This window comes from Aureimonas frigidaquae, assembly GCF_001463905.1.
Taxonomy (GTDB): Bacteria; Pseudomonadota; Alphaproteobacteria; order Rhizobiales; family Rhizobiaceae; genus Aureimonas; species Aureimonas frigidaquae.
Map to the genome: position 1 here is coordinate 183015 of NZ_BBWR01000002.1, position 25318 is coordinate 208332.

Annotated in this window: 23 protein-coding genes; 14 read left to right on the forward strand and 9 right to left on the reverse strand. The window is 65.4% G+C overall.

The window, feature by feature from the left end; genetic code table 11:
- The first annotated feature begins 334 nt into the window (after window positions 1–334).
- From AUL30_RS00925 to AUL30_RS00950, 6 genes are all read left to right on the forward strand, one after another.
- Complete coding sequence (locus AUL30_RS00925; protein WP_062226483.1) at window positions 335–4135, forward strand: vitamin B12-dependent ribonucleotide reductase; 3801 nt, start codon at window positions 335–337, stop codon at window positions 4133–4135.
- 357 nt (window positions 4136–4492) lie between these two features.
- Entirely contained in the window at window positions 4493–5341 is an 849-nt protein-coding gene (locus tag AUL30_RS00930; protein ID WP_083507588.1) for an ABC transporter permease, read from the forward strand.
- Window positions 5338–6096 carry an ABC transporter ATP-binding protein gene (locus AUL30_RS00935; RefSeq protein ID WP_062225875.1) on the forward strand — a complete coding sequence of 253 codons (759 nt, stop codon included), beginning with the start codon at window positions 5338–5340 and terminating at the stop codon, window positions 6094–6096. The genes AUL30_RS00930 and AUL30_RS00935 overlap by 4 nt, the downstream gene beginning before the upstream one ends.
- 28 nt (window positions 6097–6124) lie before the next feature.
- Window positions 6125–7171 carry an ABC transporter substrate-binding protein gene (locus AUL30_RS00940; protein WP_062225877.1) on the forward strand — a complete coding sequence of 349 codons (1047 nt, stop codon included), beginning with the start codon at window positions 6125–6127 and terminating at the stop codon, window positions 7169–7171.
- 4 nt (window positions 7172–7175) lie between these two features.
- A complete protein-coding gene (locus AUL30_RS00945; RefSeq protein ID WP_244490667.1) occupies window positions 7176–8543 on the forward strand; it encodes an LLM class flavin-dependent oxidoreductase in 1368 nt (455 codons plus the stop codon).
- A 2-nt stretch (window positions 8544–8545) separates the two neighbouring features.
- The gene (locus tag AUL30_RS00950; protein WP_062225878.1) at window positions 8546–8977 is read left to right on the forward strand and encodes an OsmC family protein; all 432 of its coding nucleotides are present in this window, start codon (window positions 8546–8548) and stop codon (window positions 8975–8977) included.
- Here AUL30_RS00950 and AUL30_RS00955 read toward each other — a convergent pair.
- A complete protein-coding gene (locus AUL30_RS00955; RefSeq protein WP_083507589.1) occupies window positions 8974–9555 on the reverse strand; it encodes a DUF1349 domain-containing protein in 582 nt (193 codons plus the stop codon). The genes AUL30_RS00950 and AUL30_RS00955 overlap by 4 nt on opposite strands.
- Window positions 9556–9692: 137 nt before the next feature.
- On the opposite strand from AUL30_RS00955, the gene AUL30_RS00960 reads away from it, so the two are divergent.
- The gene (locus AUL30_RS00960) at window positions 9693–9938 is read left to right on the forward strand and encodes a hypothetical protein (protein ID WP_062225882.1); all 246 of its coding nucleotides are present in this window, start codon (window positions 9693–9695) and stop codon (window positions 9936–9938) included.
- 21 nt (window positions 9939–9959) lie between these two features.
- On the opposite strand, the gene AUL30_RS00965 is transcribed toward AUL30_RS00960, so the two are convergent.
- On the reverse strand, window positions 9960–10691 hold the full coding sequence (locus tag AUL30_RS00965; protein ID WP_062225884.1) for a FadR/GntR family transcriptional regulator: 732 nt from the start codon (window positions 10689–10691) through the stop codon (window positions 9960–9962).
- Between the two features lie 164 nt (window positions 10692–10855).
- On the opposite strand from AUL30_RS00965, the gene AUL30_RS00970 reads away from it, so the two are divergent.
- The 6 genes from AUL30_RS00970 (at window position 10856) to AUL30_RS00995 (ending at window position 17195) form a co-directional block, all read left to right on the forward strand.
- Entirely contained in the window at window positions 10856–11839 is a 984-nt protein-coding gene (locus AUL30_RS00970) for an arabinose ABC transporter substrate-binding protein (protein WP_062225886.1), read from the forward strand.
- A 65-nt stretch (window positions 11840–11904) separates the two neighbouring features.
- Window positions 11905–13419, forward strand: coding sequence for an L-arabinose ABC transporter ATP-binding protein AraG (gene araG, locus AUL30_RS00975; protein ID WP_062226486.1), 1515 nt, complete (start codon window positions 11905–11907; stop codon window positions 13417–13419).
- Between the two features lie 6 nt (window positions 13420–13425).
- On the forward strand, window positions 13426–14367 hold the full coding sequence (araH, locus tag AUL30_RS00980; RefSeq protein WP_062225888.1) for an L-arabinose ABC transporter permease AraH: 942 nt from the start codon (window positions 13426–13428) through the stop codon (window positions 14365–14367).
- Between the two features lie 5 nt (window positions 14368–14372).
- Window positions 14373–15269 carry an aldose 1-epimerase gene (locus tag AUL30_RS00985; RefSeq protein WP_062225889.1) on the forward strand — a complete coding sequence of 299 codons (897 nt, stop codon included), beginning with the start codon at window positions 14373–14375 and terminating at the stop codon, window positions 15267–15269.
- Window positions 15266–16414 (forward strand): galactonate dehydratase, encoded by a 1149-nt coding sequence (dgoD, locus tag AUL30_RS00990; RefSeq protein ID WP_062225891.1) that lies wholly within the window; start codon window positions 15266–15268, stop codon window positions 16412–16414. The genes AUL30_RS00985 and dgoD overlap by 4 nt, the downstream gene beginning before the upstream one ends.
- A 4-nt stretch (window positions 16415–16418) precedes the next feature.
- On the forward strand, window positions 16419–17195 hold the full coding sequence (locus AUL30_RS00995; protein WP_062225893.1) for an SDR family oxidoreductase: 777 nt from the start codon (window positions 16419–16421) through the stop codon (window positions 17193–17195).
- 18 nt (window positions 17196–17213) lie between these two features.
- Here the strand turns inward: AUL30_RS00995 and AUL30_RS01000 are convergent, their stop codons facing one another.
- Window positions 17214–18161: a DMT family transporter gene (locus tag AUL30_RS01000; protein WP_202814468.1), complete on the reverse strand. Its 948-nt coding sequence runs from the start codon at window positions 18159–18161 to the stop codon at window positions 17214–17216.
- A 119-nt stretch (window positions 18162–18280) separates the two neighbouring features.
- Between AUL30_RS01000 and AUL30_RS01005 the strand changes: the two genes are divergently transcribed.
- Window positions 18281–19189 carry a LysR substrate-binding domain-containing protein gene (locus AUL30_RS01005; protein WP_062225897.1) on the forward strand — a complete coding sequence of 303 codons (909 nt, stop codon included), beginning with the start codon at window positions 18281–18283 and terminating at the stop codon, window positions 19187–19189.
- On the opposite strand, the gene AUL30_RS01010 is transcribed toward AUL30_RS01005, so the two are convergent.
- The 6 genes from AUL30_RS01010 to AUL30_RS01035 form a co-directional block, all read right to left on the reverse strand.
- On the reverse strand, window positions 19186–20319 hold the full coding sequence (locus AUL30_RS01010; protein WP_062225899.1) for an extracellular solute-binding protein: 1134 nt from the start codon (window positions 20317–20319) through the stop codon (window positions 19186–19188). The genes AUL30_RS01005 and AUL30_RS01010 overlap by 4 nt on opposite strands.
- Window positions 20320–20364: 45 nt before the next feature.
- On the reverse strand, window positions 20365–21132 hold the full coding sequence (locus AUL30_RS01015) for an enoyl-CoA hydratase/isomerase family protein (protein ID WP_062225901.1): 768 nt from the start codon (window positions 21130–21132) through the stop codon (window positions 20365–20367).
- A 4-nt stretch (window positions 21133–21136) separates the two neighbouring features.
- A complete protein-coding gene (locus AUL30_RS01020) occupies window positions 21137–22348 on the reverse strand; it encodes a CaiB/BaiF CoA transferase family protein (protein WP_062225903.1) in 1212 nt (403 codons plus the stop codon).
- Between the two features lie 28 nt (window positions 22349–22376).
- The gene (locus AUL30_RS01025; protein WP_062225905.1) at window positions 22377–23657 is read right to left on the reverse strand and encodes a TRAP transporter large permease; all 1281 of its coding nucleotides are present in this window, start codon (window positions 23655–23657) and stop codon (window positions 22377–22379) included.
- 3 nt (window positions 23658–23660) lie between these two features.
- The gene (locus tag AUL30_RS01030; RefSeq protein ID WP_062225907.1) at window positions 23661–24224 is read right to left on the reverse strand and encodes a TRAP transporter small permease; all 564 of its coding nucleotides are present in this window, start codon (window positions 24222–24224) and stop codon (window positions 23661–23663) included.
- 77 nt (window positions 24225–24301) lie between these two features.
- Window positions 24302–25279 carry a TRAP transporter substrate-binding protein gene (locus AUL30_RS01035; RefSeq protein WP_244490668.1) on the reverse strand — a complete coding sequence of 326 codons (978 nt, stop codon included), beginning with the start codon at window positions 25277–25279 and terminating at the stop codon, window positions 24302–24304.
- Window positions 25280–25318 lie beyond the last annotated feature (39 nt).

Genomic DNA, 25318 nt, shown 5'->3' on the forward strand with positions numbered 1-25318 from the left:
TATGATGGGTTTGCCCGTTATCCACAAGCCAGTGGCTGAGAAACTCAGACTTTTGAGGACGGGGTCGAAGGACCGATTGCCGCCTGCCGGGGACGGCGATAGCTTGCCCTTTCAGGCCGCAAGGGATCGGCAAAACTGGCGTCGATGTGGCCAAAATACGCCTTGCCTCCTGCCACGGATCAGCGGTAACCACTATATATAGAAATCTGCGCCGCACGCGGCACAAGGTTTAGTTAATCAAAGCCGTTCATGGTTGGGGTACTGCAAGGCGGCCCGGATGGGCCCTGCAGTGTGGAACCAGCCAGACGTTGCCGGAAAGGATCGAAGGATGGGCATGAAGATCGAGCGCCGCTACACCAAGGCGGGCCAGAGCCCCTATGCGGATGTCGAGTTCCGCAAGGCCACGAGCGAGATCCGCAACCCTGACGGGTCCGTCGTCTTCCGGCTGGAGGGAATCGACGTTCCCGCGCAGTTCAGCCAGGTCGCGAGCGACATCCTGGCGCAGAAGTATTTCCGCAAGGCCGGCGTGCCCAAGACGCTCCGCAAGGTCGAAGAGAACGACGTTCCCTCCTGGCTCTGGCGCTCGGCGGCCGACGAGGATGCCCTGGCCGCTCTTCCGGAGGAGGAGCGTCGTGGTTCGGAAATGGATGCGCGCCAGGTCTTCGACCGGCTGGCCGGCACCTGGACCTATTGGGGCTGGAAGGGGGGCTACTTCGCGTCGGAAGAAGACGCCCTCGCCTTCCGCGACGAGCTGGCCTTCATGCTCGCCACCCAGAAGGTCGCGCCCAACTCTCCGCAATGGTTCAACACGGGCCTGCACTGGGCCTATGGGATCGACGGTCCCGGCCAGGGCCATTTCTATGTCGACTACCGGACGGGCGAGCTGACCCGCTCCGCCTCCTCCTATGAGCACCCGCAGCCGCATGCCTGCTTCATCCAGTCGGTGGACGACGATCTGGTGAACGAAGGCGGCATCATGGACCTGTGGGTCCGCGAGGCGCGCCTGTTCAAATACGGTTCGGGCACGGGCAGCAACTTCTCGGCGCTGCGCGGCGAAGGCGAGCGCCTGTCCGGCGGTGGCAAGTCATCCGGCCTGATGAGCTTTTTGAAGATCGGCGACCGTGCGGCGGGCGCCATCAAGTCGGGCGGCACCACGCGCCGGGCGGCCAAGATGGTCGTCGTCGATATCGACCATCCCGATATCGAAGCCTACATCCAGTGGAAGGTGCGCGAGGAAGAGAAAGTCGCGGCGCTCGTCACCGGGTCGAAGATCGTCTCGCGCCACCTGAAGGCCATCCTGTCGGCATGCGTCAATTGCGAGGGGCCAGAGGGCGACTGCTTCGAGCCGATGCGCAACCCGGCGCTGAAGCGCGCGGTGCGCGATGCCAAGAAGGCCCAGGTGCCGGAAAACTACATCAAGCGCGTCATCCAGTTCGCGCGGCAGGGTTTCACCGACATCGAGTTCCCGGTCTACAACACGGATTGGGATTCGGAAGCCTATCTGACCGTGTCGGGCCAGAACTCCAACAACTCCGTCCGCGTGACGGACGAGTTCCTGCGCGCCGTGGAGGATGATGGCGAGTGGAGCCTGAAGGCGCGCATCACCGGCAAGGTGACCAAGACGGTCAAGGCGCAGGAGCTTTGGGACCAGATCAGCTACGCGGCCTGGGCCTCGGCCGATCCCGGCATCCAGTACCACACGACCATCAACGACTGGCACACCTGTGCCGCCGCGGGCGAGATCCGGGCCTCGAACCCGTGCTCGGAATACATGTTCCTGGACGATACGGCCTGCAATCTCGCTTCGCTGAACCTGATCCAGTTCCGCAACGCCAAGGGCCAGTTCGATATCGAGAGCTTCGAACACGCCACGCGGCTCTGGACGATCGTCCTGGAAATCTCGGTGACGATGGCGCAGTTCCCCTCTCGGGAGATTGCCCAGCGTTCCTATGACTACCGCACGCTCGGCCTTGGCTTTGCCAATATCGGTGGCCTTCTGATGACGGCGGGCATTCCCTACTCCTCGACCGAGGGGCGCGCCATCTGCGCGGCCATCAGCGCCATCATGACGGGTCAGTCCTACCGCACCTCCGCAGAAATGGCCGGCGTGCTCGGCGCCTTCCCGGATTATGAGCGCAATGCCGATGGCATGCTGCGCGTCATCCGCAACCACACCCGCGCCGCACAGGGCATTGCCAACGGCTATGAGGGCCTGTCGATCGATCCGGTCCCGCTGGACCACGCATCCTTGAAGGACCGCAAGCTGTCCGCCCGCGCCAAGGCCGTCTGGAACGAGGCGCTGGAGCTGGGGCAGAAGAACGGCTTCCGCAATGCGCAGGTTTCGGTCATCGCGCCGACCGGCACGATCGGCCTCGTGATGGATTGCGACACGACGGGCATCGAGCCGGATTTCGCGCTGGTGAAGTTCAAGAAGCTCGCCGGCGGCGGCTATTTCAAGATCATCAACCGTGCCGTGCCCGACGCGCTGCGCACGCTGGGCTACCGCGAAAGCGAGATTGCCGAGATCGAAGCCTATGCCGTGGGCCACGGCAATCTGGACCAGGCGCCCGCCATCAACCCGGGCAGCCTGAAGGCCAAGGGCTTTGGCGATGAACAGGTCGCTGCCGTCAATGCCGCGCTCAAAAGCGCGTTCGACATCAAGTTCGCCTTCAACAAGTGGACGCTGGGCGAAGATTTCTGCCGCGACGTGCTCGGCATCAGCGACGAGCAGCTCAACGATTTCAGCTTCGAGCTGCTGCCCTTCCTCGGCTATTCGCGCAAGGATATCGATGCTGCCAACATCCACATCTGTGGGGCGATGACGCTCGAGGGCGCGCCCTTCCTGAAGGACGAGCACCTGCCGGTCTTCGACTGCGCCAATCCGTGCGGCCGCATCGGCAAGCGCGCTCTGTCGGTCGAAAGCCACATCCGCATGATGGCGGCGGCGCAGCCCTTTATCTCGGGTGCGATCTCCAAGACCATCAACATGCCGAACGATGCGACGGTGGAGGATTGCGCCGCATCCTACATGCTGTCCTGGAAGCTCGCCTTGAAGGCCAACGCGCTCTACCGCGACGGCTCCAAACTGTCGCAGCCGCTCAACGCCTCTCTCATCGCCGATGACGAGGACGATGACGACCTGGTGGCCGAGGCCACCGAGGCGCTCCTGGCCAAGCCAGCGCCGGCCCGCGCCGCCGAGGTTGCGGAGCGGATCGTTGAGCGGATCGTGGAGCGGGTGATCCGCGAGCGCGAGAAGCTGCCGAACCGCCGCAAGGGCTACACGCAGAAGGCCATCGTCGGCGGACACAAGGTCTACCTGCGCACCGGCGAGTTCGACGACGGGCGTCTGGGCGAAATCTTCATCGATATGCACAAGGAAGGCGCCGCCTTCCGTGCGATGATGAACAACTTCGCCATCGCCATTTCGCTTGGCCTGCAGTTCGGCGTGCCGCTGGAAGAATATGTGGATGCCTTCACCTTCACGCGCTTCGAACCGGCGGGCATGGTCCAGGGCAACGAGCTGATCAAGAATGCGACGTCCATCCTGGACTACGTGTTCCGCGAGCTCGCCGTCTCTTACCTAGGCCGCCACGATCTGGCGCATGTCCAGCCCGAGGATGCGACCGCATCGACGGTCGGACGCGGGGTAGAGGGCGACAAGCCGGCCAACCTTCCCGTGTCGCATGGCATGGTCCGCGGCAACACGGCGAAGTTCCGGGTTGTCTCCTCCAGCGAACCCGCGGGCTCGGCCGCCTCGCCCGCATCGCGCCCCACAAGCGTCCAGCCCACGGCCCTGCGCGGCCAGCAGCCCACAGCCGCTGCACGCGGTGTCGTGATGGGCGCAGGCGGTGCCGGCGCGGCAACGGCCTTCAAGCGCAACTTCGAAACGGCGCCGCTCGACGTCGCCGCTCCGGTGGAGGATGTGTCGCCGGCCCAAGGCCTGTTCGATCAGCCGGTCGAAAAGGGCGCGACGGCCCGTGACATCGCCAATGTCACCACCGCCGAACGCCGCGCACAGGCACTGATGAAGGGCTATACGGGCGAAAGCTGCTCGGAGTGCAACAACTTCACCATGGTCCGCAACGGCACCTGCCTGAAGTGCGACACCTGCGGCTCGACAAGCGGCTGCTCCTGATCTGACGGGCCGCACCGCGGCAGAGGCTTCATCACGAGCATAAGCGAAAGGGGCGGCTATCCGCCCCTTTTGCGTTTCATGCCTTGGCATGCGATATCCGAACGCTGCGCGAGCCTCTGATTCCAAGCGCACAGAATTCCTCGTGTCTTGGACATCGCATGGGCAGCTTCCGCATCATGTTTGCGCCGGCTGCCGCTGAGCAGAAATCTTCTTCTCCACGTGTCTCAAACTAAGCAAAGCGCCACCACGCCAGCGCGCTTTCGCCAATCTACAAATAGTCTATCAATTTAATGCAATGATGGCTGGCGGCCGCGCCTTTCGGGCCAAGCAGTCTCAGAATGCAGGACGCAGTTGGCGATGACGCAAGCGGAAAACGAGGCCATCCTGCGGGGAACCGGTGACGATCGTCCTGCGCGAAGCATCGATTGGCGACGGTTCGGATGGCACCTCCTGCCCTGGCTGCTTCCGCTCGGCCTGGTCCTACTCTGGCACTGGGCGTCGACGACGGGTGAGTTGAGCCGAAACGTCCTGCCGGGACCACTGGAGGTGGTGCAGGTGGCCGGGGCGCTTATCGAGCGCGAGCAGTTGCAGCACCATATCCTAGTCAGCCTGCGCCGGGTGGCGCTTGGTTTCGCGCTTGGTGCCTCCGTCGGGTTGGCGCTCGGGATCGTCGTCGGCCTGTCGACGACCGCCCGGCAACTGGGTGACCTGACGATCCAGATGGTCCGCACCGTACCGCACCTCGCGCTGGTGCCGCTGATGATCTTCTGGTTCGGCATAGGGGAAGAGCCGCGCATTCTCCTAGTGGCGCTCGGCGTGGTCTTTTCGGTCTATATCAACACCGTCGCCGGCATTCGCAGCGTCGATCCCCGTCTGGTCGAGATGGGGCGCAGCTACGGCCTTTCACGGGCGCAGCTCGTCTGGTCGGTGATCCTGCCGGGGGCTTTGCAGCAGATCCTGACCGGAATTCGCTACGGGCTGGGCGTCGCCTGGCTCACCCTCGTCGTCGCCGAAACGATCGCCTCCCGCGAGGGGCTTGGTTTCCTGGTGCAGGATGCGCGGGAACTGCTCCGCCTCGATGTCATCGTCCTGGCGATTCTAATTTACGCTCTTGCCGGTTGGCTCGCCGATCTTCTGACACGCCGCCTGGAAGCGCGCCTTCTGAAGTGGCATCCATCCTACGGTGCCGGGGCGAAGGCACGATGAGCGGCGCGTCCATCCGGCTGCAGAATATCGAGCGCAGCTTTGCCGGCAAGCGCGTCCTCAGGAATGTCAGCCTGGACGTGCCCGCTGGCGCCTTCGTATCGCTGATCGGGGCGAGCGGCGTCGGCAAATCGACCCTTCTTAAAATTGTGGCGGGGCTGGACAGGCAGGCCGGCGGGACGATGACCCTCAGCGCGGGGACGGACCGTGCGGATGTGCGCATGATGTTCCAGGAAGACCGGCTGCTGCCGTGGCGCACCGTGCTCGGCAACGTCACGCTCGGCACCAACGGGCAGGATGCCGAAGCGGCGGAGCTGCTGCGCGCGGTCGGTCTTGGCGGGCGTGAGCAGGACTATCCGTCCGTCCTGTCCGGTGGGCAGCGCCAGCGCGCCGCCCTGGCGCGCGCACTGCTGCACCGTCCGGATGTGCTCCTGCTGGATGAACCCTTCGGGGCGCTGGACGCACTGAACCGCGCCGCCATGCAGGAGCTTCTGTCCAGGCTTCTGGCGCAGGCGCCGCGCACCGTTCTTCTGGTGACCCACGACGTGGAAGAAGCGCTGCTTCTGTCCGACCGCGTTATCGTCATGCGCGAGGGGCGTATCGTCCGCGACCTGACGCCGCCCGGCCAGCGGCCAAGACCACGCGGCGACGCCGAACTGGCCCTTCTGAAGGAGGAACTCGTCGCCAGTCTCCTGCAGGACGATGAGACAGCGTCACCCTCGCTGGGAAGCAGCCATGCCCATGCTCGCGCAAGCTGAAACAACAGCGATATAAAGGAAGATTCCCATGCTGACCTTGGACAGACGGAGCCTGCTTGCCTACGGCTCCTCCACCTTTGCGGCCTTGAGCCTAGGATTGCCGGCGCGCGCGCAAGCCGGGCCGGACGTCACCATCGCCATCATCGGCGACGGCAGGACCGGCCCCTGGGCGGCCGCGCGCGCTAACATTACCGGCTTCCGTTTCGAAGAAGCCATCGGCGCGACGGCACGCTGGCAACCCGGCTTCACGGCCTCGCTCCCCGTCATGGAAGCCATCCGCTCGGGCGATGTGGACTTCACCTTTGCGACCTCGACCGCCGTCGTCAACGCGATCGATGTCGGCGTGCCGATCGTTCCCATTGCGGCCTTCCCCCTGCCCGTCGATACGGTGGACGGATTGGTGCGGGCCGATTCCGGCATTGATGGGCCAGCCGACCTCAAGGGAAAGCGCGTCGCCTATCAGCGCGGGACGACGGGGCATTTCAGCCTACTGAAGTATCTGGAGAGCGGCGGCGTCGGCTTCGACGAGATCGAGGGTGTCAGCCTGTCCGGCGCGGACGGTTTCACCGCTTTCTCGCAGGGCGAAGTCGATGCCTGGTTTCACTGGCAGCCCGCCGCAACGATTGGGCTCGCACGGCTGGGGGACCAAGTGCGCAGGCTGGAACATGTGCCGACCTATGACTACGCCTTCTATGTCGCGCGGGAGGGTTTCTACGAGGCCCATCCCGACGTCGCCATCCGTCTTGCCGCGGCCGTCCGCGAAGTGCAGCGCCGGATCAACGCCGACCCTGCCGGCACCGTGGCGCTGTGGGCCGCCAATGGCGGCTTTGCGGCCGGCAGCATCGAGGCACAGGCCTTCGAGACGCTCCTGACGCAGAAGCGGGTTTCCGAATCGACGGCGGTGGACCTTCACCCTGTCGACGAGCGGGCCGCCAAGGCGACGCAGGTTCTGGCCGACAGCTTCCATAAGCATGGCGTGCTGCCCCGGCCGGTCGATGTCAGCGCCTTCCTCCTGGATGCCCGGTTCGATGCCCTGAGGGGATCGGTGGCCGAAATCCTGGCAGCAAAAGGCTGACGCCATGACGACCTATGCCGCACAAGAGATGCATCTTGCCGCCTTCATCATTGCCGGTCCAGGCCGGCCCGGTGGCTGGCGCTACCCGCAGTCCGAGGATGGGTGGCTCGACCTCGATTATTACAGGCGCATCGCCGAGACGCTGGAGCGCGGGCGCTTCGACCTGGCTTTCTTTGCCGATATCCTGGCGGTTCCGAACCGCTACCAGGCTTCGATGGACAGCCAGCTCCGCTACGGCGCGCTCGGTTCGCTGCGGCTGGAACCCCTGCAGGTTCTGGCGACCATGGCGGCGGCAACGCGCCATCTCGGCCTCGCCGCCACCAAGTCGACCTCCTATTACGAGCCGTTCGATGTCGCCCGGGGGATCGCGACGCTCGACCACTTGAGCGCGGGCCGGGCGGCATGGAACATCGTGACGTCGTTTCAGGACGCGGAAGCCCGCAACTTCTCACGCGGGGCCCACATTCCACGTGACAGGCGCTACGACCGCGCGGACGAGTTCCTGGAAGTCACGCACAAGCTCTGGGACAGTTGGGAGGACGGCGCACTCGTCGCCGACCGGCAGACGCCGCTCTTCGCTGATCCCGCCCGGGTTCACCCGATCGGCCATGAGGGCGAATGGTTCAGTGTCGACGGCCCGCTCAACGTGCCGCGTCCGCCGCAAGGCTACCCGGTCCTCATTCAGGCCGGGGCATCCGAGCGCGGCCGCGACTTTGCGGCGCGTTGGTCCGACGTCATCTTCGTCACCCATTATTCGCTGGACAGTGCCATCGCCTTTTCGACCGAGATGAAGCGCCGGGCCGAACTCCATGGGCGCAACCCGAAGGACCTGAAGATCCTCCCCGGTATCACCCCGCTTGTCGGAGAAACGGAAGCGATCGTCCGGGAGCGCAAGCAGGTGCTTGCCGAGCGCATCGAGCCCGAAGCCGGCTTATCCACCCTCTCCTACCATCTCGATGTCGACCTGGCGGCCTATCCGCTGGACGAGCCCCTGCCGCAACTGAATGTGCCGGGCGTGACCGGCCATTATGACGAGATGCGCGAAGCCTCGGACAAGGGCGCGCTGCCGCTTCGTGAAGTGGGCCGCATGTATGCCAATCGCTATGAGGGCGATTTCGTGGGAACGCCCGAAGCCGTCGCGGACCGGATGCAGGAATGGCATGCGGCCGGCGCCTGCGATGGCTTCATGGTCGCCGCGCATTGGCAGCCCGGCGCCTTCGACGATTTCGTCCGCCTGGTGGTGCCGGAACTGCAGCGGCGCGGCCTGTTCCGCAAGGAGTATACGGGCCGCACGCTGCGCGACCATCTGGGACTTGCCCGTCCGCCGGCTGGCTCCTGGCGGACCGAACGCAAGAAAGCAAAGGCAGCGTAACGATGACTGAACTCGATCCCGATATCGCAAGCCGCGTCAGCGGCCATGCCGATCGCCGTTTTGGCCGTGTCGTGCTGTCGGCTCGGCAGAACCATTTCGTCTCCGACGGGCGCGTGTCCCACGGTGGCGCGGGCGAGGCCATTTTTGCCGGGGAGCTTCTCCTGGCCTCTCTCGTGGCCTGCGGTCTTGGCATCGTTCACGAGACGGCACATGACCGGCAGGAGCCCAAACCCGATGTCGAACTGACAGCCCAGTTCCTGCGCGATCCGCAAGACGGCACCCGCTTTGCCGCGCTAACGCTGATTTTCGACTTCGCGGAAACGAAGCGCCCGCTGGCCGAACTCTATGTAGCGGCGTTTACGAGCCGTTGCCCGATCTACAACACATTGGCGCGCGGCGGGCCGATCGATGTGGAGATCAGGGCGCCAGGCTAACTCAGATCGTGCAGGTCCTTGCGCAGATGCTTCGTCAACGTAAAGTCGGAGAAGCGCACGGAAAGCCCGCCGCGTTCGGGCGTGCAGCAGATGGGCCCGACGCTGTACCGCTCGGTCACGGGGAACGGGCATAGCCGCACCAGCGGCCAGCGCGTTCCGTCCGTGGAGGCCTGGACGCGCAGGACCCCGGCAGCCAGCGAGACTCGCATCCAGACATCCGTCGGATCGCCTTCGAAACGGCCTGCCGCCCAGTCGGATCGCTCATCGGTCAACACGCTGCCAAGGAGCGCATGGCCGTCTGAATATTCGAGCCCGGCTTTGATCCAGTGCCGCGCATCGATCCGCACCATGATGCCCGCCTGGTCGTAGAGGTGCTCGAACTGCGCCCGGATGCGGAGCTGCGCAGTGAAGCCGTCGGCCGTCTCGAAGCCGAGGAAATGGCCGCTGTCCCGCGTGAAGCCGTAATGCGTCTCGCGCCAGAAATCACCGCCGGCATCCGTCACCACGGACAGGCCGGACGCGGTGCGTTCGGCCTGTCGCGGTTCGTTCAGCCAGGTGCCCGTGCGAAAATCCGTCATTGTCGCAAACTCTCTCATCATGCTGCTGCCGACGTTTAACTGCGCCATGATTGAAGATACATCCGCCTTGGCAATGGCGACCAGGTCGCTTAGGTGAGCCGGATCGCGGATCGTGAAACAAGCCACCGGAGAAACCCGTGCCCGAAAAGACGCTGTTCATCGTCCAGCAGTTCGAACGCAAGGGCAAGCGTCTGATCGCCGGGCGGCTGATGGAGTTCAAGACGGCGGAGGAAGCCGAAGGGCGGGCCGAGCGGGATGCCACGCGGACCGTCGGCGTCGTGGCGCTTCAGCAGACGATCGATACGGACACCGGTGAAATTGTGGAGGATCCGGTCATCCTTGCCCGCTACGGCGAACTGCCGGCCGATTTCGACCGGGATTAGGCCGGCGGCCGGACAGGCAGCTCAGCGCAGGCGGCTGAGGTCGCGCGCTGCCGTTTCCAGCATCTCCTCCGAGGCGCGGCGGGCGGCGGCGCCGTCCCGCATCCGCAGTGCCTCGACGAGGCGGCCGTGCACATCCACCGTGTGGAGGTGCGATTCCACCGAGCGGTTGGCGCGGTCGAGCGCACGCGTCAGAGCCGCATCGATGACGCCGGACAGCTGCACGAAAACGCGGTTGCCGCTCGCCCGCAACAGGATGCGATGATACTCGGCGTCGGCGGCGGTAAAGGTTTCGTCGTCATGCGGCTCGGCGTCGCGCATGATCACCCAGGCCTCATGCAGCGCGGCGATCTCTGCCAGGCTCGCACGTCTGGCAGCAAGTTCGGCCGCGAAGGGCTCCACCGCCCGTCGCGCTTCCAGAACAGCGGCCAGAAGCTCGGCGTCCACGACCGCGTCGCCCATCCACTCCAGAAGATCGGCGTCGAGAAGGTTCCACTCAGCCCGCGGACGGACCATCGTGCCGGCGCGGGCCCGGGCCCGCACCACGCCTTTCGATTCCAGCGTCTTCAAGGCTTCGCGCACGACAGTCCGGCTGATCGCGAACTCGCCGCAGAGGTCCTGCTCACGTGGCAATGTCGAACCTTCCGGAAAGCGCCCCTCCACGATCGCGCGCGCGAGCGCCGCAACGAAATCCCGCCCGACACGTGGCCGCGGACCCGCCTTGTGCGGTTTGATGTCGGTCGAGGCGAGTGGCATGGGCGCATAGCTCCTGTCTTGGCCGCCACTCTTCACCCATTTTGGCCAGTCCGACAACACTCCGAATAAGTCATACATTGCGATTGACTCGTCAGACCAGCCGAGCTTAGGTTCCGTCATGCGCCATGGGAGAGTATCGGCGCGAGCCATTCGGGAGGAAGCTCATGAAATTCTGGAAGCAGGCAATCCTTGCCAGCGCGGCCCTGCTGGTCGCGGTCGGCTCGGCCGGGGCGCAGGACGTCAAGATCGGCTTCGTCGTGAAGCAGCCGGAGGAACCCTGGTTCCAGGACGAATGGAAATTCGCCCAAGAAGCCGCCAAGGAGAAAGGCTTCACCCTCGTCGAGATCGGCGCCGAGGATGGCGAGAAGGTCCAGGCGGCGATCGACAATCTGGGTGCGCAAGGCGCGCAGGGCTTCATCATCTGCACGCCCGACGTCAAGCTCGGACCCGGCATCGTCGCAAAGGCAACGGCCAATGACCTGAAGCTGATGACCGTCGACGACCGTCTCGTGGACAGCGCGGGCGCGCCGATCGAGGACGTGCCGCACATGGGCATCTCCGCCACCAAGATCGGCGAGACGGTCGGCCAGGCCATCGTCGACGAGATCAAGGCGCGCGGCTGGGACATGGCCGAGGTCGGCGCGATCAAGGTTTCCTACGACCAGCTGCCGACCGCCGTCGACCGGGTCACCGGGGCGACGTCGGTCCTGGAGCAGAACGGCTTCCCTGCAGCCAACATCTACAATGCACCGCAGGCCAAGACCGACACGGAAGCCGCGCTGAACGCCGCGACGACCGTCATCAACGCCCATCCCGAGATCGAACACTGGGTGGCCGTCGGGCTCAACGACGAGGCCGTCCTGGGCGCGGTACGGGCGACGGAAAGCGTCGGCATCCCCGCCGCGAACGTCATTGGCGTGGGCATTGGCGGTGCGGAATCGGCCATCAACGAGTTCAAGAAGCCGAGCGTCACCGGCTTCTACGGCACGGTGATCATTTCGCCCAAGCGCCATGGCTACGAGACTGCGCTCAACATGTATGAGTGGATCGCGAACGGGAAGGAGCCCGAGAAGCTCATTCTGACCAGCGGCCAGCTCGCCACCCGTGGCGACTACGAGGCCGTCCGCAAGGATCTCGGCATCCAGTAAGGCACGGGACGGCCGCCGGCGCCCCTGCTTGGGCCGCCGGCCGCTCTTTCCATCCGGGGGTGATCATGGCCTTTCTCGAGTTCAAAGGGCTGTCCAAGTCCTATCCTGGCGTGCGCGCACTTTCCGATGTCGGCTTTTCCGTGCCCGCCGGCCACGTCCACGGCCTGATGGGAGAGAACGGCGCCGGCAAATCGACGCTGATCCGCATCCTGTCCGGCGACGCGCGGCCTGACGAGGGCACGATCCGCATCGACGGCGTCGAGCAGCGCTTTGCGTCCGCCCGCGATGCCTTCGATGCCGGCGTCGTCGTTGTCCATCAGGAGCTTCAGCTCGTTCCGGAACTGTCGGTGGCCGAAAACCTGCGCCTTGGCCGGTTCCCGGCCCGCGCGGGCATCGTCGGCTTCCGCGCCCTGTATGACGAGGTTGCCCGCACCCTGCAGAGCATCGGCGTCGACATCGACCCGACAGCAAAGGTTGCGAGCCTGTCGATCGGCGAGCGGCAGATGGTGGAGATCGCCAAGGCCGTGATGATCGACGCGCGGGTCATCGCGCTCGACGAGCCGACCTCGTCCCTGTCCTCCCGCGAGAGCGAAATCCTGTTCCGCCTGATTGCGCGCCTGCGCGCGGCCGGCAAGGTCATCCTTTACGTCTCGCATCGGCTGGACGAGATTTTCCGCTTGTGTGACGGGTGCACGGTGCTGCGCGACGGGCGGCTTGCCGCCCACCACCCGACCATGGAGCACGTGACCCGCGAGACGCTCGTGTCCGAAATGGTCGGGCGCGAGATTGCCGACATATGGGGCTGGCGGCCGCGGGCAGCCGGTGCCGTGCGCCTTTCCGTCGACAATCTGTGCGGCGCCCGCGTTCCCGAGCCACAATCCTTCGAGGCGAAGGCCGGTGAAATCCTCGGCTTCTTCGGCCTGGTCGGCGCCGGGCGCTCGGAACTGATGCGCCTTGTCTACGGCGCGGACGCCGCGACGGCGGGAACCGTCAGGATCGACGGCGAGGCGCTGTCACCGGTAACGCCGCGCCGGGCGATCCGCGCCGGCCTCGTCCTCTGCCCGGAGGATCGCAAGGCCGACGGCATCCTGCAGGGCCGCTCCGTTGCCGAGAACATCGCCGTGTCCTCGCGCCGCCACCATTCGCCGATGGGCATCGTGCGTCCCGCGCGCGAGGCCGAGACGGCCGACCGCTTCATCGCCTCCCTGCGCATTCGCACGCCATCGCGCCGCCAGGATATCGTCAACCTTTCCGGCGGCAACCAGCAGAAGGTGATCCTGGCCCGCTGGCTCTCCGAGCCGGACGTGAAGGTGCTGATCGTCGACGAGCCGACGCGCGGCATCGACGTCGGCGCCAAGTCGGAAATCTACGAGATCCTCTACGCGCTGGCCGAGAAGGGGATCGCCGTTGTCGTCGTCACCAGCGAGTTGCCCGAGGTGATCGGTATTTGCGACCGGGTGCTCGTGATGTGCGAGCGGCGCATCGCCGCCAGTTTCACGCGCGGGCAGCTTTCGGAAGCCGCGCTCCTTGCCGCCGCGCTGCCCGACCGCACGACACCCCGCTTTGCCGAGAAGGCCTGACCCGTCATGATCAAACGCATCCTCCTTGGCGAGCAGGGCTTGCTTGTCCTCTTCATCCTCGCCTTCGCCATCGTCTCGCTGACGGTCCCGAATTTCCTGACCGAGCGCAACATACTGGGCCTCCTTCAATCGGTCGTGACGATCGGCATCGTCGCCTGCACGATGATGTTCTGCCTCGCCTCGCGCGATTTCGACCTTTCGGTCGGCTCCATCGTCGCCTTTGCGGGCATGGTCGCGGTGATGGTCTCGAACGAGACGGGCTCGATCCCGCTCGGCCTTCTTGCCGCACTCATGGCCGGCACGCTCGTCGGTTTCGTCAACGGCATCGTCATTGCCAAACTGCGCATCAACGCCTTGATCACCACGCTGGCGACCATGCAGATCGTGCGTGGGCTCGCTCTGATCGCCTCGGACGGGCGCGCCGTGGGCATCAACGACCCGGCCTTCTATTCCCTGGCGCTGAGCCGCTTCCTCGGCATACCGACGCCGGTCTGGATCATGGCGATCCTCTTCGTCGTCTTCGCCTTCGTCCTCAACCGCACGGTGTTCGGGCGCAACACGCTGGCCATCGGCGGCAACCCGGAAGCTTCGCGCCTTGCGGGCGTGGATGTCGACTGGGGCCGTATCGGCATCTTCGCGCTGCAGGGGCTCGTCTGCGCGATTGCCGGCATTCTCCTTGCCTCACGCATTACGAGCGGCCAGCCGAATGCCGCGACGGGGCTCGAACTTTCAGTGATCTCGGCCTGCGTGCTGGGTGGCGTGTCGCTGGCAGGCGGCCGGGCGACGATGAGCGGCGTCATCGTTGGCGTCCTGATCCTCGGCATCGCCGAGAATGTGATGAACCTCCTGAACATCCAGGCCTTCTACCAATATGTCGTGCGCGGCCTGATCCTGCTCTTCGCCGTGCTTCTCGACACGCTGCGCTCGCGCGCCCTTGGACGACGCTGAGACGCATGGCCGCACTCTCGCTTTCCGCCGACGGGATCGAGGCGCGCGTCTCGACGCTGGGCGGGCGCGTCCTTTCCCTCGACTGGCTTGGGGCGGGAAACGGCCGCGTGCCAATCCTGTGCGCGGCGGCGGAGGGGGCAGGCGCCAAGGATCGGTCCGCCTTCCCGCTCGTCCCCTTCGGCAACCGGCTTGCCGAAAACGCCTTCCTTTTCGGCGGGCGTCTGCACAGGCTGGCGGCGAACACCGCCGATCCATTCTACCTGCATGGGGATGGCTGGCTTGCGGAATGGCACATTCTGGAAGCCGGTACAGCCGCCCTCACCCTCGGCTTTTGCCAAAAGGCCGGCCCCTATCGCTACGCGGCCCGCCAGGCGCTGGCGATCGAGGACGGCGCCATTCGCCTGACGCTGACGGTGGAGAACCGCGGCAAGGCACCGATGCCCTTCGGCATGGGTTGGCACCCTTTCCTGCCCCGCACGCCGCAGGCGCGCCTGCAACTGCGTGCCCGAAGCTTTCGAACCGAAGAAGCCGGACACCTGCCCGGCAGGACGGCGCCTCTGCCCGCCGATCTCGACTTCGCCGGTCCCGCGCCCCTTCCCGAACGTTGGGTCAACAACGCTCTGGAGGACTGGGACGGGCATGCGCGCATCCTCTGGCCGGAGCGTGGCGCCGCGCTGGCAATGGTTGCCGATCCAATCTTCGCCCACGCCTTCCTGTTCGTGCCGGACCGTGCCACGTTGCCCGGCCGCGAATGGTTCTGCCTCGAGCCGATGACCCATCGTGCCGGCGCGCACGGCCATGCGGATGGCGGCGGGCTCGTCGCCCTTTCGCCCGGCGAAGCCCTGTCCGGCGCCCTCCGTCTTGTCCCATCAGCCCTTCCCTCCGGGATCGCAAGCTCATGAAGATCACCAAGCTGACAACCTTTCTGGTGCCGCCACGCTGGCTGTTCCTGAAGATCGAGACCGATGAGGGCGTCACCGGCTGGGGCGAGCCGGTGGTGGAAGGGCGCGCTGCCACCGTCGAGGCGCTGGTGCACGAGCTTGCCGACTACCTCGTCGGCAAGGACCCGATGCGCATCGAAGATCATTGGACCGTTCTGTACCGAGGCGGCTTCTATCGCGGCGGGGCGATCCACATGAGCGCCTTGGCCGGGATCGACCAGGCGCTTTGGGACATCAAGGGCCGCGCGCTCGGCCAGCCGGTCCACCAGCTTCTTGGCGGACGGTGCCGCGACCGGATCCAAATCTATTCCTGGGTCGGCGGCGACCGGCCCGCCGACGTTGCAGCAAGCGCGCGACAGGCTGTGGCGAACGGATTCAAGGCCCTCAAGCTCAATGGTTGCGAGGAGCTTCAGATCGTCGGCGACCATGCCGCGATCGATCGCGCGGTCGAGACCATCGCCACCGTGCGCGAGGCGGTCGGCCCGCATATCGGCATTGGCGCCGATTTTCACGGCCGAGTCCACAAGCCGATGGCGAAGGTGCTGGTGAAGGAGCTCGAGCCCTATAAGCTGATGTTCATCGAGGAGCCGGTGCTGTCCGAGCATCGCGAGGCACTGCGGGAGATCGCCAACCATTGCTCCGTGCCGATCGCGCTCGGCGAGCGGCTCTATTCCCGCTGGGACTTCAAGGGCGTCCTCCAGGATGGTGTCGTCGACATCATCCAGCCGGACGTATCCCATGCCGGCGGCATCACCGAATGCCGCAAGATCGCGACCATGGCAGAGGCTTACGACGTGGCGCTGGCGCCTCATTGCCCGCTTGGCCCCATCGCGCTGGCCGCCTGCCTCCAGCTCGATGCGGTGAGCTACAATGCCTTCATCCAGGAGCAGAGCCTGGGCATTCATTACAATGCGGGGAGCGACCTTCTCGACTACGTCTCGAACCCGGAGGCCTTCGCCTATCAGGATGGCTTCGTCGCAATCCCGGACGGGCCCGGCCTCGGCATCGAGGTGGACGAGGCCCATGTCATCGAAATGGCGAGAACCGGCCATCGCTGGCGCAACCCCGTCTGGCGCCATGCCGACGGCTCCTTTGCGGAATGGTGAGCGCATGGCTGGCCGCCTGCAGAACAAACGCATTATGATCACGGGCGCCGCCCAAGGCATCGGGCTCGCCATCGCGCAGGCCTGCCACCGCGAGGGCGCCGCGCTTCTTTTGCTCGACCGGGATGGCACGCTCCTGGCAACAACCACCGAGCGGCTGCGGGCGTCCGGCGCGACCTTGTTCGAGGCGTCCGCTGACATTACCGACGCGGATGCGGTCGCACGGGCGGTTGGCGACGGTGCTGCAGCGATCGGCCCCCTCAATGCGCTCGTCAACAATGCCGGCATCAACGTCTTTTCCGAGCCGCTCGCCATGGACGATGCGGCGTGGCAGCGCTGCTTCGACGTTAATCTGAAAGGCGCCTGGAACTGTTGCCGTGCCGTTTTGCCCGGAATGATCGCCGCCGGCGGTGGCGCGATCCTCAACATCGCATCCACCCACGCCTTCACGATCATCCCGCACACCTTTCCCTATCCGCTCGCCAAGCATGCGCTCCTGGGCATGACGAAGGCGCTCGGCCTCGAATACGCGCCGCAGGGCGTACGCGTGAACGCGCTTGCGCCAGGCTATGTGGAGACGCAGAAGGTCATCGACTACTGGAACACGTTCCCCGACCCGCAGGCCGCCAAGGCGCAGACGCTGGCGCTGCACCCCGGCGGGCGCATCGCCACGCCGGAGGAGATCGCACTGGCCGCTGTCTTCATGATCTCCGACGAATGCCCCTTCATGAACGCCGCCTGCCTGACGGTCGATGGCGGCCTTAGCGTCCGACAGCATGAATGATGCATGAAGTGCCGGACTTCACGTCTGGCATCCGTCGATTTGCGATCTTGCATGGCGTGCCGACTGAAGCACCGCCACGCCGAAAAGGATCAACCCCATGGCCGCCGCATCGCGCCACCGGACCGGCTCGCCGACGAACAGGGCTCCGATGGCAAGGGACTCGACAGGCGGTATGTAGGTGACACCGGACGCCGCCACTGCCCCGAGCCGGTCGACGATCCGATAGTAGAGAATATAGGCCAGCCCCGTCCCGCACAGGCCAAGACCAAAGACCAGGCCGAGCCAAGCGCGCCTATCGGCAAAGACGGCGCCGACGCCGGCCAGATCGGTCGTGACGAGCAGGGCCAGAAGGGCGATCCCGGTCTGGTAGGTGGTCAGCGCCAACGGCGGCAATCCGAGCGGGCTGATGAAGCGGCGGGCATAGACGAAGGAGGCGCCGACGCTGAAGGAGCCTGCGATCATCCAGCCGATGCCGGCAGGATCGACGCTGCCGAGCGCCGGGTCCCAGGGCCGCGCGATCAGAAGAATCCCCATGAAGCCGAGGAGCGTTCCGCCGATCGACCGTGCGTTGATTGGCTCGGAGCGCAGGAAGACCATGGCCGTGACGAAGGTGAAGATGGGTATGGCCCCGCTCAGCATCCCCGCCACGCTGGACAGGAGGAGGACCGTGCCCTTGGCGAAGGCGATGTAATAGAAGGCCGTCGCCAGGACCGACATCACCGCGAAATGATGGACGTAGCGTATGTGTTTCCAGTGGAGGGCGCCGCCGGCAAGGCCTGCAATAGCCAGCGGCACGAAGCCGAACAGTACGCGCATCAGCACGATCTGCTCAGGAGAAATCAGCACGGCCGCCCATTTGGTGAAGATGAAGTTCGACCCCCAGATAAGGCCGAGAGCGGCGAAGGCCGCATAGGCCGGTGCGAAACCGTCCCCTGACATCGTGCTGGCAGCAATCCTTCCGGCCATGCCGAACCTCCCCTGCATCGGAGCCGTTGGAAAAGCTCCTGTCAGTTGTGGATATGGCATTGCCGGGGCACCCTGAACTATGCAGGAGTTGGCTCTCGATGCAGTAGGAAATCTCCTGGATGGGCCGCGCCCCGACACGCTTACCGCCCCTCAATGCCCTGCGCGCCTTCGAGGCATCGTCGCGGCATCTGAACTTTCGGCTGGCGGCCAAGGAACTCGGCGTCACGCAAGGCGCTGTCGCCCAGCATGTCCGCAAGCTCGAGGCCGAGCTCGGCCTGCGGCTCTTCGATCGGCTGCCACGCTCACTTGCCCTGACAGTGCCGGGCCGCAGTTACGCCGCCCAACTGCGCCGAGCCTTCGAACTGATGCATGAGGCCACGGTGGCGCTTCGCCCGGAGCCGGATCGGGTGACGATCAGCGTCACCCCCACCTTCGCGTCCAAATGGCTCCTGCCCCGCCTTCCGCAATTCGGGCAGGCCCATCCCGATATCGAACTGCGCATCCTGGCGACCGAAAGCCTGTCCAACTTCCAGAGCGACGGCGCCGATATCGCGGTCCGGCAAGGGCAGCCGCCCTTCGGGCCGGGGCTGTCGGCAGACCTCCTGTTCGAGCAGGAGGTCATTGCCGTTTGCAGCCCGGCCCTGTTACCGGCAGGAGACCCCTTCCTTCCGATCCATTCGCTCGATGCGGCAACGTTTCTGAACGACGCGCATGATCTATGGCCGGAATTCTTCGACCGGGTTCTCGCCCGCCATGTGCCGGCGAGCGCCCGGCAGCTCCGCTTCAGCCAGACTTCCCTTGCCATCGACGCCGCGGCCGCCGGCCAGGGGCTGGCCGTCGCGAGCCGCTTCCTCGTCGAGGGCGAACTGACCTCCCGGCGTCTCGTGCAGGCGCTGCCGGGAGCGATGCGCGGCACCATGGACGCGCATGTCGTAACCCTGCGCAAACCGCGCAACCCGCGCGCGACCGCTCATGTCAGGCAATGGCTTCTGTCGTATCGACCGCAGGGCGCGGACGCTGCCCGCTAGGCTGCCTGCGCCGCCCGATACAGTGCATTCAACGCGCGCACGGTGTCACGCGCGCCCTGCCCTTGCGCCAGCGCATGGGCCAGGCAGTCGGATGCCTGGACCTGGAACAGCATGTAGCCATTATAGCGCGGCCGCAGATACGAGGTTTCGAGCGCCGTGCGTGTCTTGCGATAGAAGTCGCAGACGTCCCGGTTCACGGTATCGTCCTCCCAGGCGGCGGCGTGGGCCGGTTGCCCCCCTGCGGCAGCGTAGGGCCCCTTCTGCGCCTCTTCCCCGGCGAGCCAGTAGGCAAACTCCATCGCCGCGTCGATATTGGCCGAGCGGGCCGAGACGGCAATCCCGGTGCCGCCGAGGGTCCCACCAATCCCCCCTTCGGACCCAGCCGACGGCACGGGCGCGAAATCGAGCCGGCGTTCGCGGAACCCGTCACGCGCATAGCTGACATAGCCATAGGTCAAGGGGATGGACGCAATGCGGCTGTCGGCACGTGCCATCGCCTCGCTCGCCTCGATCGGATCCATGTCCAGGCTTTCGCGCGGGATCAGGGTGAGAAGCTGCTGCAACAGGTCGTAGACCCGTACGCCGGCATCCTCGTCCACGAAGCGATCCGGGCTTTGGGCGCAGGGCGTTCCAAGATTGGCGGAAAGGGTGAAGAAGCACATGATCGCATGGGGATTGCGCAAGGGAACGAGCACGCGCCCCTCCCGCGCCAGATCGAAGATCTCCTCCAGTCGGCCGGGGGCCGTCGACAGAAGATCGGGCCGGAAGGCCTGGACCTGCGTGGCCGCATCGATGGGCAAAGCCCATTGACGACCTTCCCAGGTGTAGCTTGCAAATGATGGGCCAACGCTTCGCCGTGCCAGGGCCTGGCTCGCCTCTGCCCAGTTTGGTGCATCCAGTGGGTGGAGGCAGCCTTCGGAGGTGATCTGGCCCACATGCGGATGGTCGATCACGATCAGGTCGTAGGCGCGGGCCAGCTCCTCGACCGGATAGCTTTCGAAATCCTGCAGCGAGCGCTTGTCCCAGACGAGCTCCACGCCGGTCCGTTCGCGCCAGATGCGCGAACAGGCGATCATCGGGTCGTAGCCGCGTGGATGGCTCCACGTCATGCCTTTCAAGGTGACGGTCATGAAAGATCCTTCGGAAGGGTCGGCGCAGCGTGCCGGTTGGTCCTGTCAGCGCCGGTGGAAGACCGGCGCACGCTTGTCCTTGAAGGCGGCGCGTCCTTCCTGGGCGTCATCCGTCGCAAAACAGATGGTCTGAAGGTCCCGCTCATAGGCAATCGCCTGCTCCTGCGGCATGTTGTAAGCCGCGCGCAGGTTCTGCTTGGCCGTTTCGGCTGCGATAGGTGCGCGTGCGGCGATCGTCTCTGCAAGGCTGCGGGCGCGCGCCATGAGCGCATCACCCTCCAGGACCTCGCTGACGAGGCCCCAGTCCAATGCCGTTCGCGCCGGAACGGGATCGCCCGTCATCAGCATGATCGCGGCATTGGACGGGCCGATCGCATGTGCCAGGAAGGTTGCCATGCCCCCGCCCCCGATCCAGCCAAGCTTGATCTCGGGCGCCGCAAAGCTTGCGGTCTCGGAGGCGATGCGGATGTCGCAGCTTAAGGCCGTTTCCAGCCCGCCGCCGAAGGCATAACCGTTCACGGCACAGATGGTCGGCTTCAAAAGCCTTCGGATGGCATCGCAGTAATCCGGTCGGTTCCGGAACGCCCAGGGGCTGGCATAGCCATCGAGCTCCCGGATATCGGAGCCGGCGCAAAAGGCGCGCGTGCCGGCCCCGGTCACGATGACGACGCGGATCGTATCGCTGTCGTTGCAGGTTGCCACTGCGGCGAGGATGTCGTCCGCCATATCCGGCGTCACGGCATTCAGCTTCTGCGGCCGGTCGAGCGTGATGGTCGCGATCGGCCCGTCGATGTCGAAAAGAATGTCCGCCATCGGATCAGATCCTCGTCTCGCGCAGGACGCCGGCGTCCAGGAGTTCGTCAACCCGCTCCGGAGCGAAGCCGGCTTCGGAGAGAACCTCGCGCGTGTGCTGCCCGACCAGCGGCGTCGGCAGGTCCACGCGCGAGGGTGTCTTCGAGAAGCGGATGGGGAAGCCTGGCACCTTCACGCGGCCTTCGGTCGGATGGTCGTATTCGACGAAAGTGCCGTTGTGCCGGATCTGCGGATCGTCGAGGAGTTCGGCATAGCCATAGACCGGCCCGCACCAGATATCGGCCGCCCGCAGGAGCTCCAGCCATTCCGCCGAGCTGCGCGTCTTCAGCCGCTCACGCGTACGGGCGAAGATGTGGTCCCGCTGCGACCAGCTGTCGGTTTCGTCGTCCATTGTCAGGAAGGATGGCTCGCCGATGATTTCCCCGAAGGCCTTGAGCGGCGGGAAGGCCACGATGATATGACCGTCGCTCGTTTCGAACGCCCCATAGGGCGCCCGGATATAGACATGGGCATGCGGTTCGGCAGAACGCTGTTGCGGCTTGCCGGCGACGGTGAAGACCGAAAGCTCCTGCATCTGAATGGTGGCGATGGCGTCCAGCATGTTCACCTGGACGAGTTGGCCCTCTCCGGTCCGCTCCCGGTGCAAGAGGGCCGCGAGCGCGCCCTCGAAGGCGTTGTAGGCCGCCACGGCATCCACGAGGTACTGGCCCGCCGCCATGGGTGGCTCGCTCTCGCGGCCGGCCGAGCGCATGGCGCCGGACATGCCCTGCAGGATCAGATCCTGGCCGGGGCGGTTCACATAGGGCCCATCCTCGCCGTAGCCCGACATGGATACATAGATGAGGCGCGGGTTGATGGCCGACAGAGTCTCGTAGTCCACACCAAGGCGCTTTGCGACGCCGGGGCGATAGTTCTGCAGGAACACGTCGGCGTCCTTGACGAGTTGCAGAAGGATCGCCTTGCCCTCCGGCGATTTCAGATCGACGGCCAGTGAGCGCTTGTTCCGGTTGAGCGACAGGAAGGACACGTTGATCGCGTTGCCCTGCGCCCCGCCGGCCGATACGTGGCGCTGCCACTCGCCGGTGACCGGCTCGACCTTGACCACATCGGCTCCGAGGTCGCCCAGGCGCTGGGCGGCAAAGGGGCCGGCCATGGCAATGGAACAGTCGAGGACGCGGTAACCGGACAGGACGCCGGCCTTGTTGGACTGGTTCATGATATCCTCTTGAAGGCTGTTTTCCGGGTCAGCGGAAGTAGGTCGGCAGCCACATGACGATGGGCGACCAGTAGGTAATGACGAGCAGCATGAGCCCGAGCGGGATGTAGAAGGGCAGGATCGCCCGCACCATCTGCGAGAAGCGGATGTTGGCGATGTGCTGGCAGATGAACAGGATGACCCCCATCGGCGGCGTGATCGCGCCGATCAGAAGATTGACGATCATGATCACGCCCAGGTGGATCGGGTCGATGCCGTAGGCCGCCGCCAGCGGCAGCAGGGCGGGCGTCGCGATCAGGAGGACGGCGGTCGTTTCGATGAACAGGCCGACGATCAGAAGCGCGACGTTGACGATCAGAAGGAAGACGACCCAGTTCGCGCCGATGGACTCGAAGAATTCGAGCAGGCCCGACGTGTAGTTGCCGACCGAGATGATCCAGCCGAAGGGCACGGCCGATGCGATGATGAGCGTGAGGATGCCGGACGTCACGGCGCTCTGTCGGATGTGCATCATCAACGATGCCACCGTCAGGTCTCGGGTCCAGAAGCCGAGGATAATAGCGTAGATGACGGTCAGTGCGCCGAGTTCCGTCGGCGTGGCGAAGCCGAGCAGCATGCCCGCCGTCAGGAAGATGGGGGCGACTAGGGCCGGCAGCGCGCGCCAGAAGCTCGTCATGATGAAGGGTATGTTGGCGCGCGGCTCGGTCGGGGCGACGACCCGGCCCGTCGCTGCCAGCACCCAGACCAGGATCATCAGGGACAGGCCCATGGTCAGCCCCGGGATGATGCCGGCCAGGAAAAGCTGCGTCAGCGAAACCTGGGCCGTCACCGCATAGACCACCATGATCACGCTGGGCGGAATGACCGGGCCGATGATGGCGGACGCGGCGGTACAGGCGGCCGCGAAGGGCGCGCTGTAGCCGCGCTCCTTCATGTGCTTGATCTCGATCGTGCCGAGGCCCGCGGCATCGGCCTGCGCCACTCCGGACATGCCGGCAAACACCATGCTGCCGAAGATGTTGACCTGTGCCAGGCCACCGCGCACATGGCCGACCAGCGCCACGGCGAAAGCGTAGATGCGTTCGGCGATGCCGGCGCCGTTCAGGATATTACCGGCCAGCACAAAGAGCGGGATGGCGATCAGCGGGAAGCTGTCCAGCCCCGATGCCATGCGCTGAACCACGATCTGGATCGGCAGCGGCGACGCCAGGTCGATATAGGCCAGCGACGACAAAAGCAGCGCTATGGCGACCGGCACCTCGATGACGAGGAGCAGGAGAAAGGCCGCGAAGAGAAGAAGGATCGCCATGGCTCAACTCGCAGGAAGGGGAACGTCGTGCTCTTCCACCGGGAAGGGCTCGACAAGGGGTTGGATGTCGCCGAGCGCCAGCAGGCGGTACAGCCGGGCAAGACTGCACAGGGCGGTGACGAGCGCGAAGTAGAAGAGCGGGCCAGAGAAGAACCAGGCGCGCGGAACGTCGATCGGCAGCGATATGGTGGAGCTGCGCGCCTCGATCGCCATGACGCTCGGCGTGATCCAGGCCAGATACGCGCAACCCGCCGCAGTGACCGCCTGGCTGACGATCAGAATGTTGCGCAGGCCCCGCTCGCCGAAACTGTGGCTGATCAGCTCCACCTTGATCAGCTTGCCCTGCTTGGCCCCGTAGGACGCGCCGAGAAAGGTGATCCAGATGAAGGCGTAGACCGCAGCCTCTTCCACCCAGGTGATGGGGCGGCCGAAGGCGTAGCGTGTCAGTGTCTGGAGGGCGATGGCGACGATGATGAAGATCATCAGGCTCGTCAGCGCCGAGATTTCGATGCGCGCAACAAGCCGCACCAGCCGGGCAAGAACCCGGTCGATCCTTTGGGCCGTCATTCGACTGACTTTCGAAAGAGACAATGGTCGGAACGGGCGCGAGCCGGTGGCGCTGGTGCGGGCCGGCTCACCCACCGTCAGTTCAGCGCCTGGACCTGCGCCCAGAGGCCCTTGGGCCAGAAACCTTCCTCTTCGAGTTTCTGGACGGCAACTTCGGATCGTTCGCGCAGGGGCGCCACGTCGATTTCCGTAACGGTCGCGCCTTCCGCAGCCATTTTTTCCAGGGTTTGCGCCTGTTCGGCCGTGACGGTTTCCGTCTGCCAGCGCACGGCGTCCTGCGCCGCCTTGGTCAGCAGTTCCTGGATCTCGGGCGTCTGGCTCTGGAACCAGGCTTCATTGACCGAAATCTGCGCGATGATCCGCACATGGTCCGTGCGCACCACATGGCGCGCCGCCTCATGGAACTTGGCGCCGTACAGGGACGAGATGCCGCCTTCCGCCCCTTCGACGACACCGGTCGACAGGCCAAGGAAGGTTTCGCCCCAGGCGACGCGTGCCGGCGCAGTGCCCAGTGTTTCCCAGAGCGTGAGATAGGTCCGGATTTCCGGCACCCGCATCTTCAGCCCTGCAAGATCGTCGAGGTTGGCGATCGGACGCGTGGCGACCAGCACCCGGACCTGGCCCGGCGCGGCGGCGAGAACGCGGATCCCCTCCTCCGTCCGCAGTTTTTCGACAGCATCCGTAAAGATCGGGCTGTCGATGAACGCCTGCACATGGGCATTGTCCCGAAAGAGGAAGCCCCAGCTGGCGATGTTGAGCTCCGGCACCCAATTGGCGAAGAAGCTGAGATCGTCGCCGTAGAACTGAACAGCGCCGGTCATGACCTGCTCGATCACCTGCACATCGTTGCCGAGCTGCTCGCCCCGGATGAACTGCAGCTCGATCTCGTCTTTGCCACGCTCGTTCACCAGTTCGACGAAGTGCCGGTTCTGCCGGTCGTAGACCCCCTCCAGGGGGTCGGCGCCGCCGAACACCGCACTGACCTCTGCACGCGCCATTTGCGTGCCGGCCAGAAGCGCGAGCCCCGCCAGCAGGATGGTCCTTCTGATCGTCATGATGTTTCTCCCTCCCCGTTGCGAATGCCTGGCGCCCTC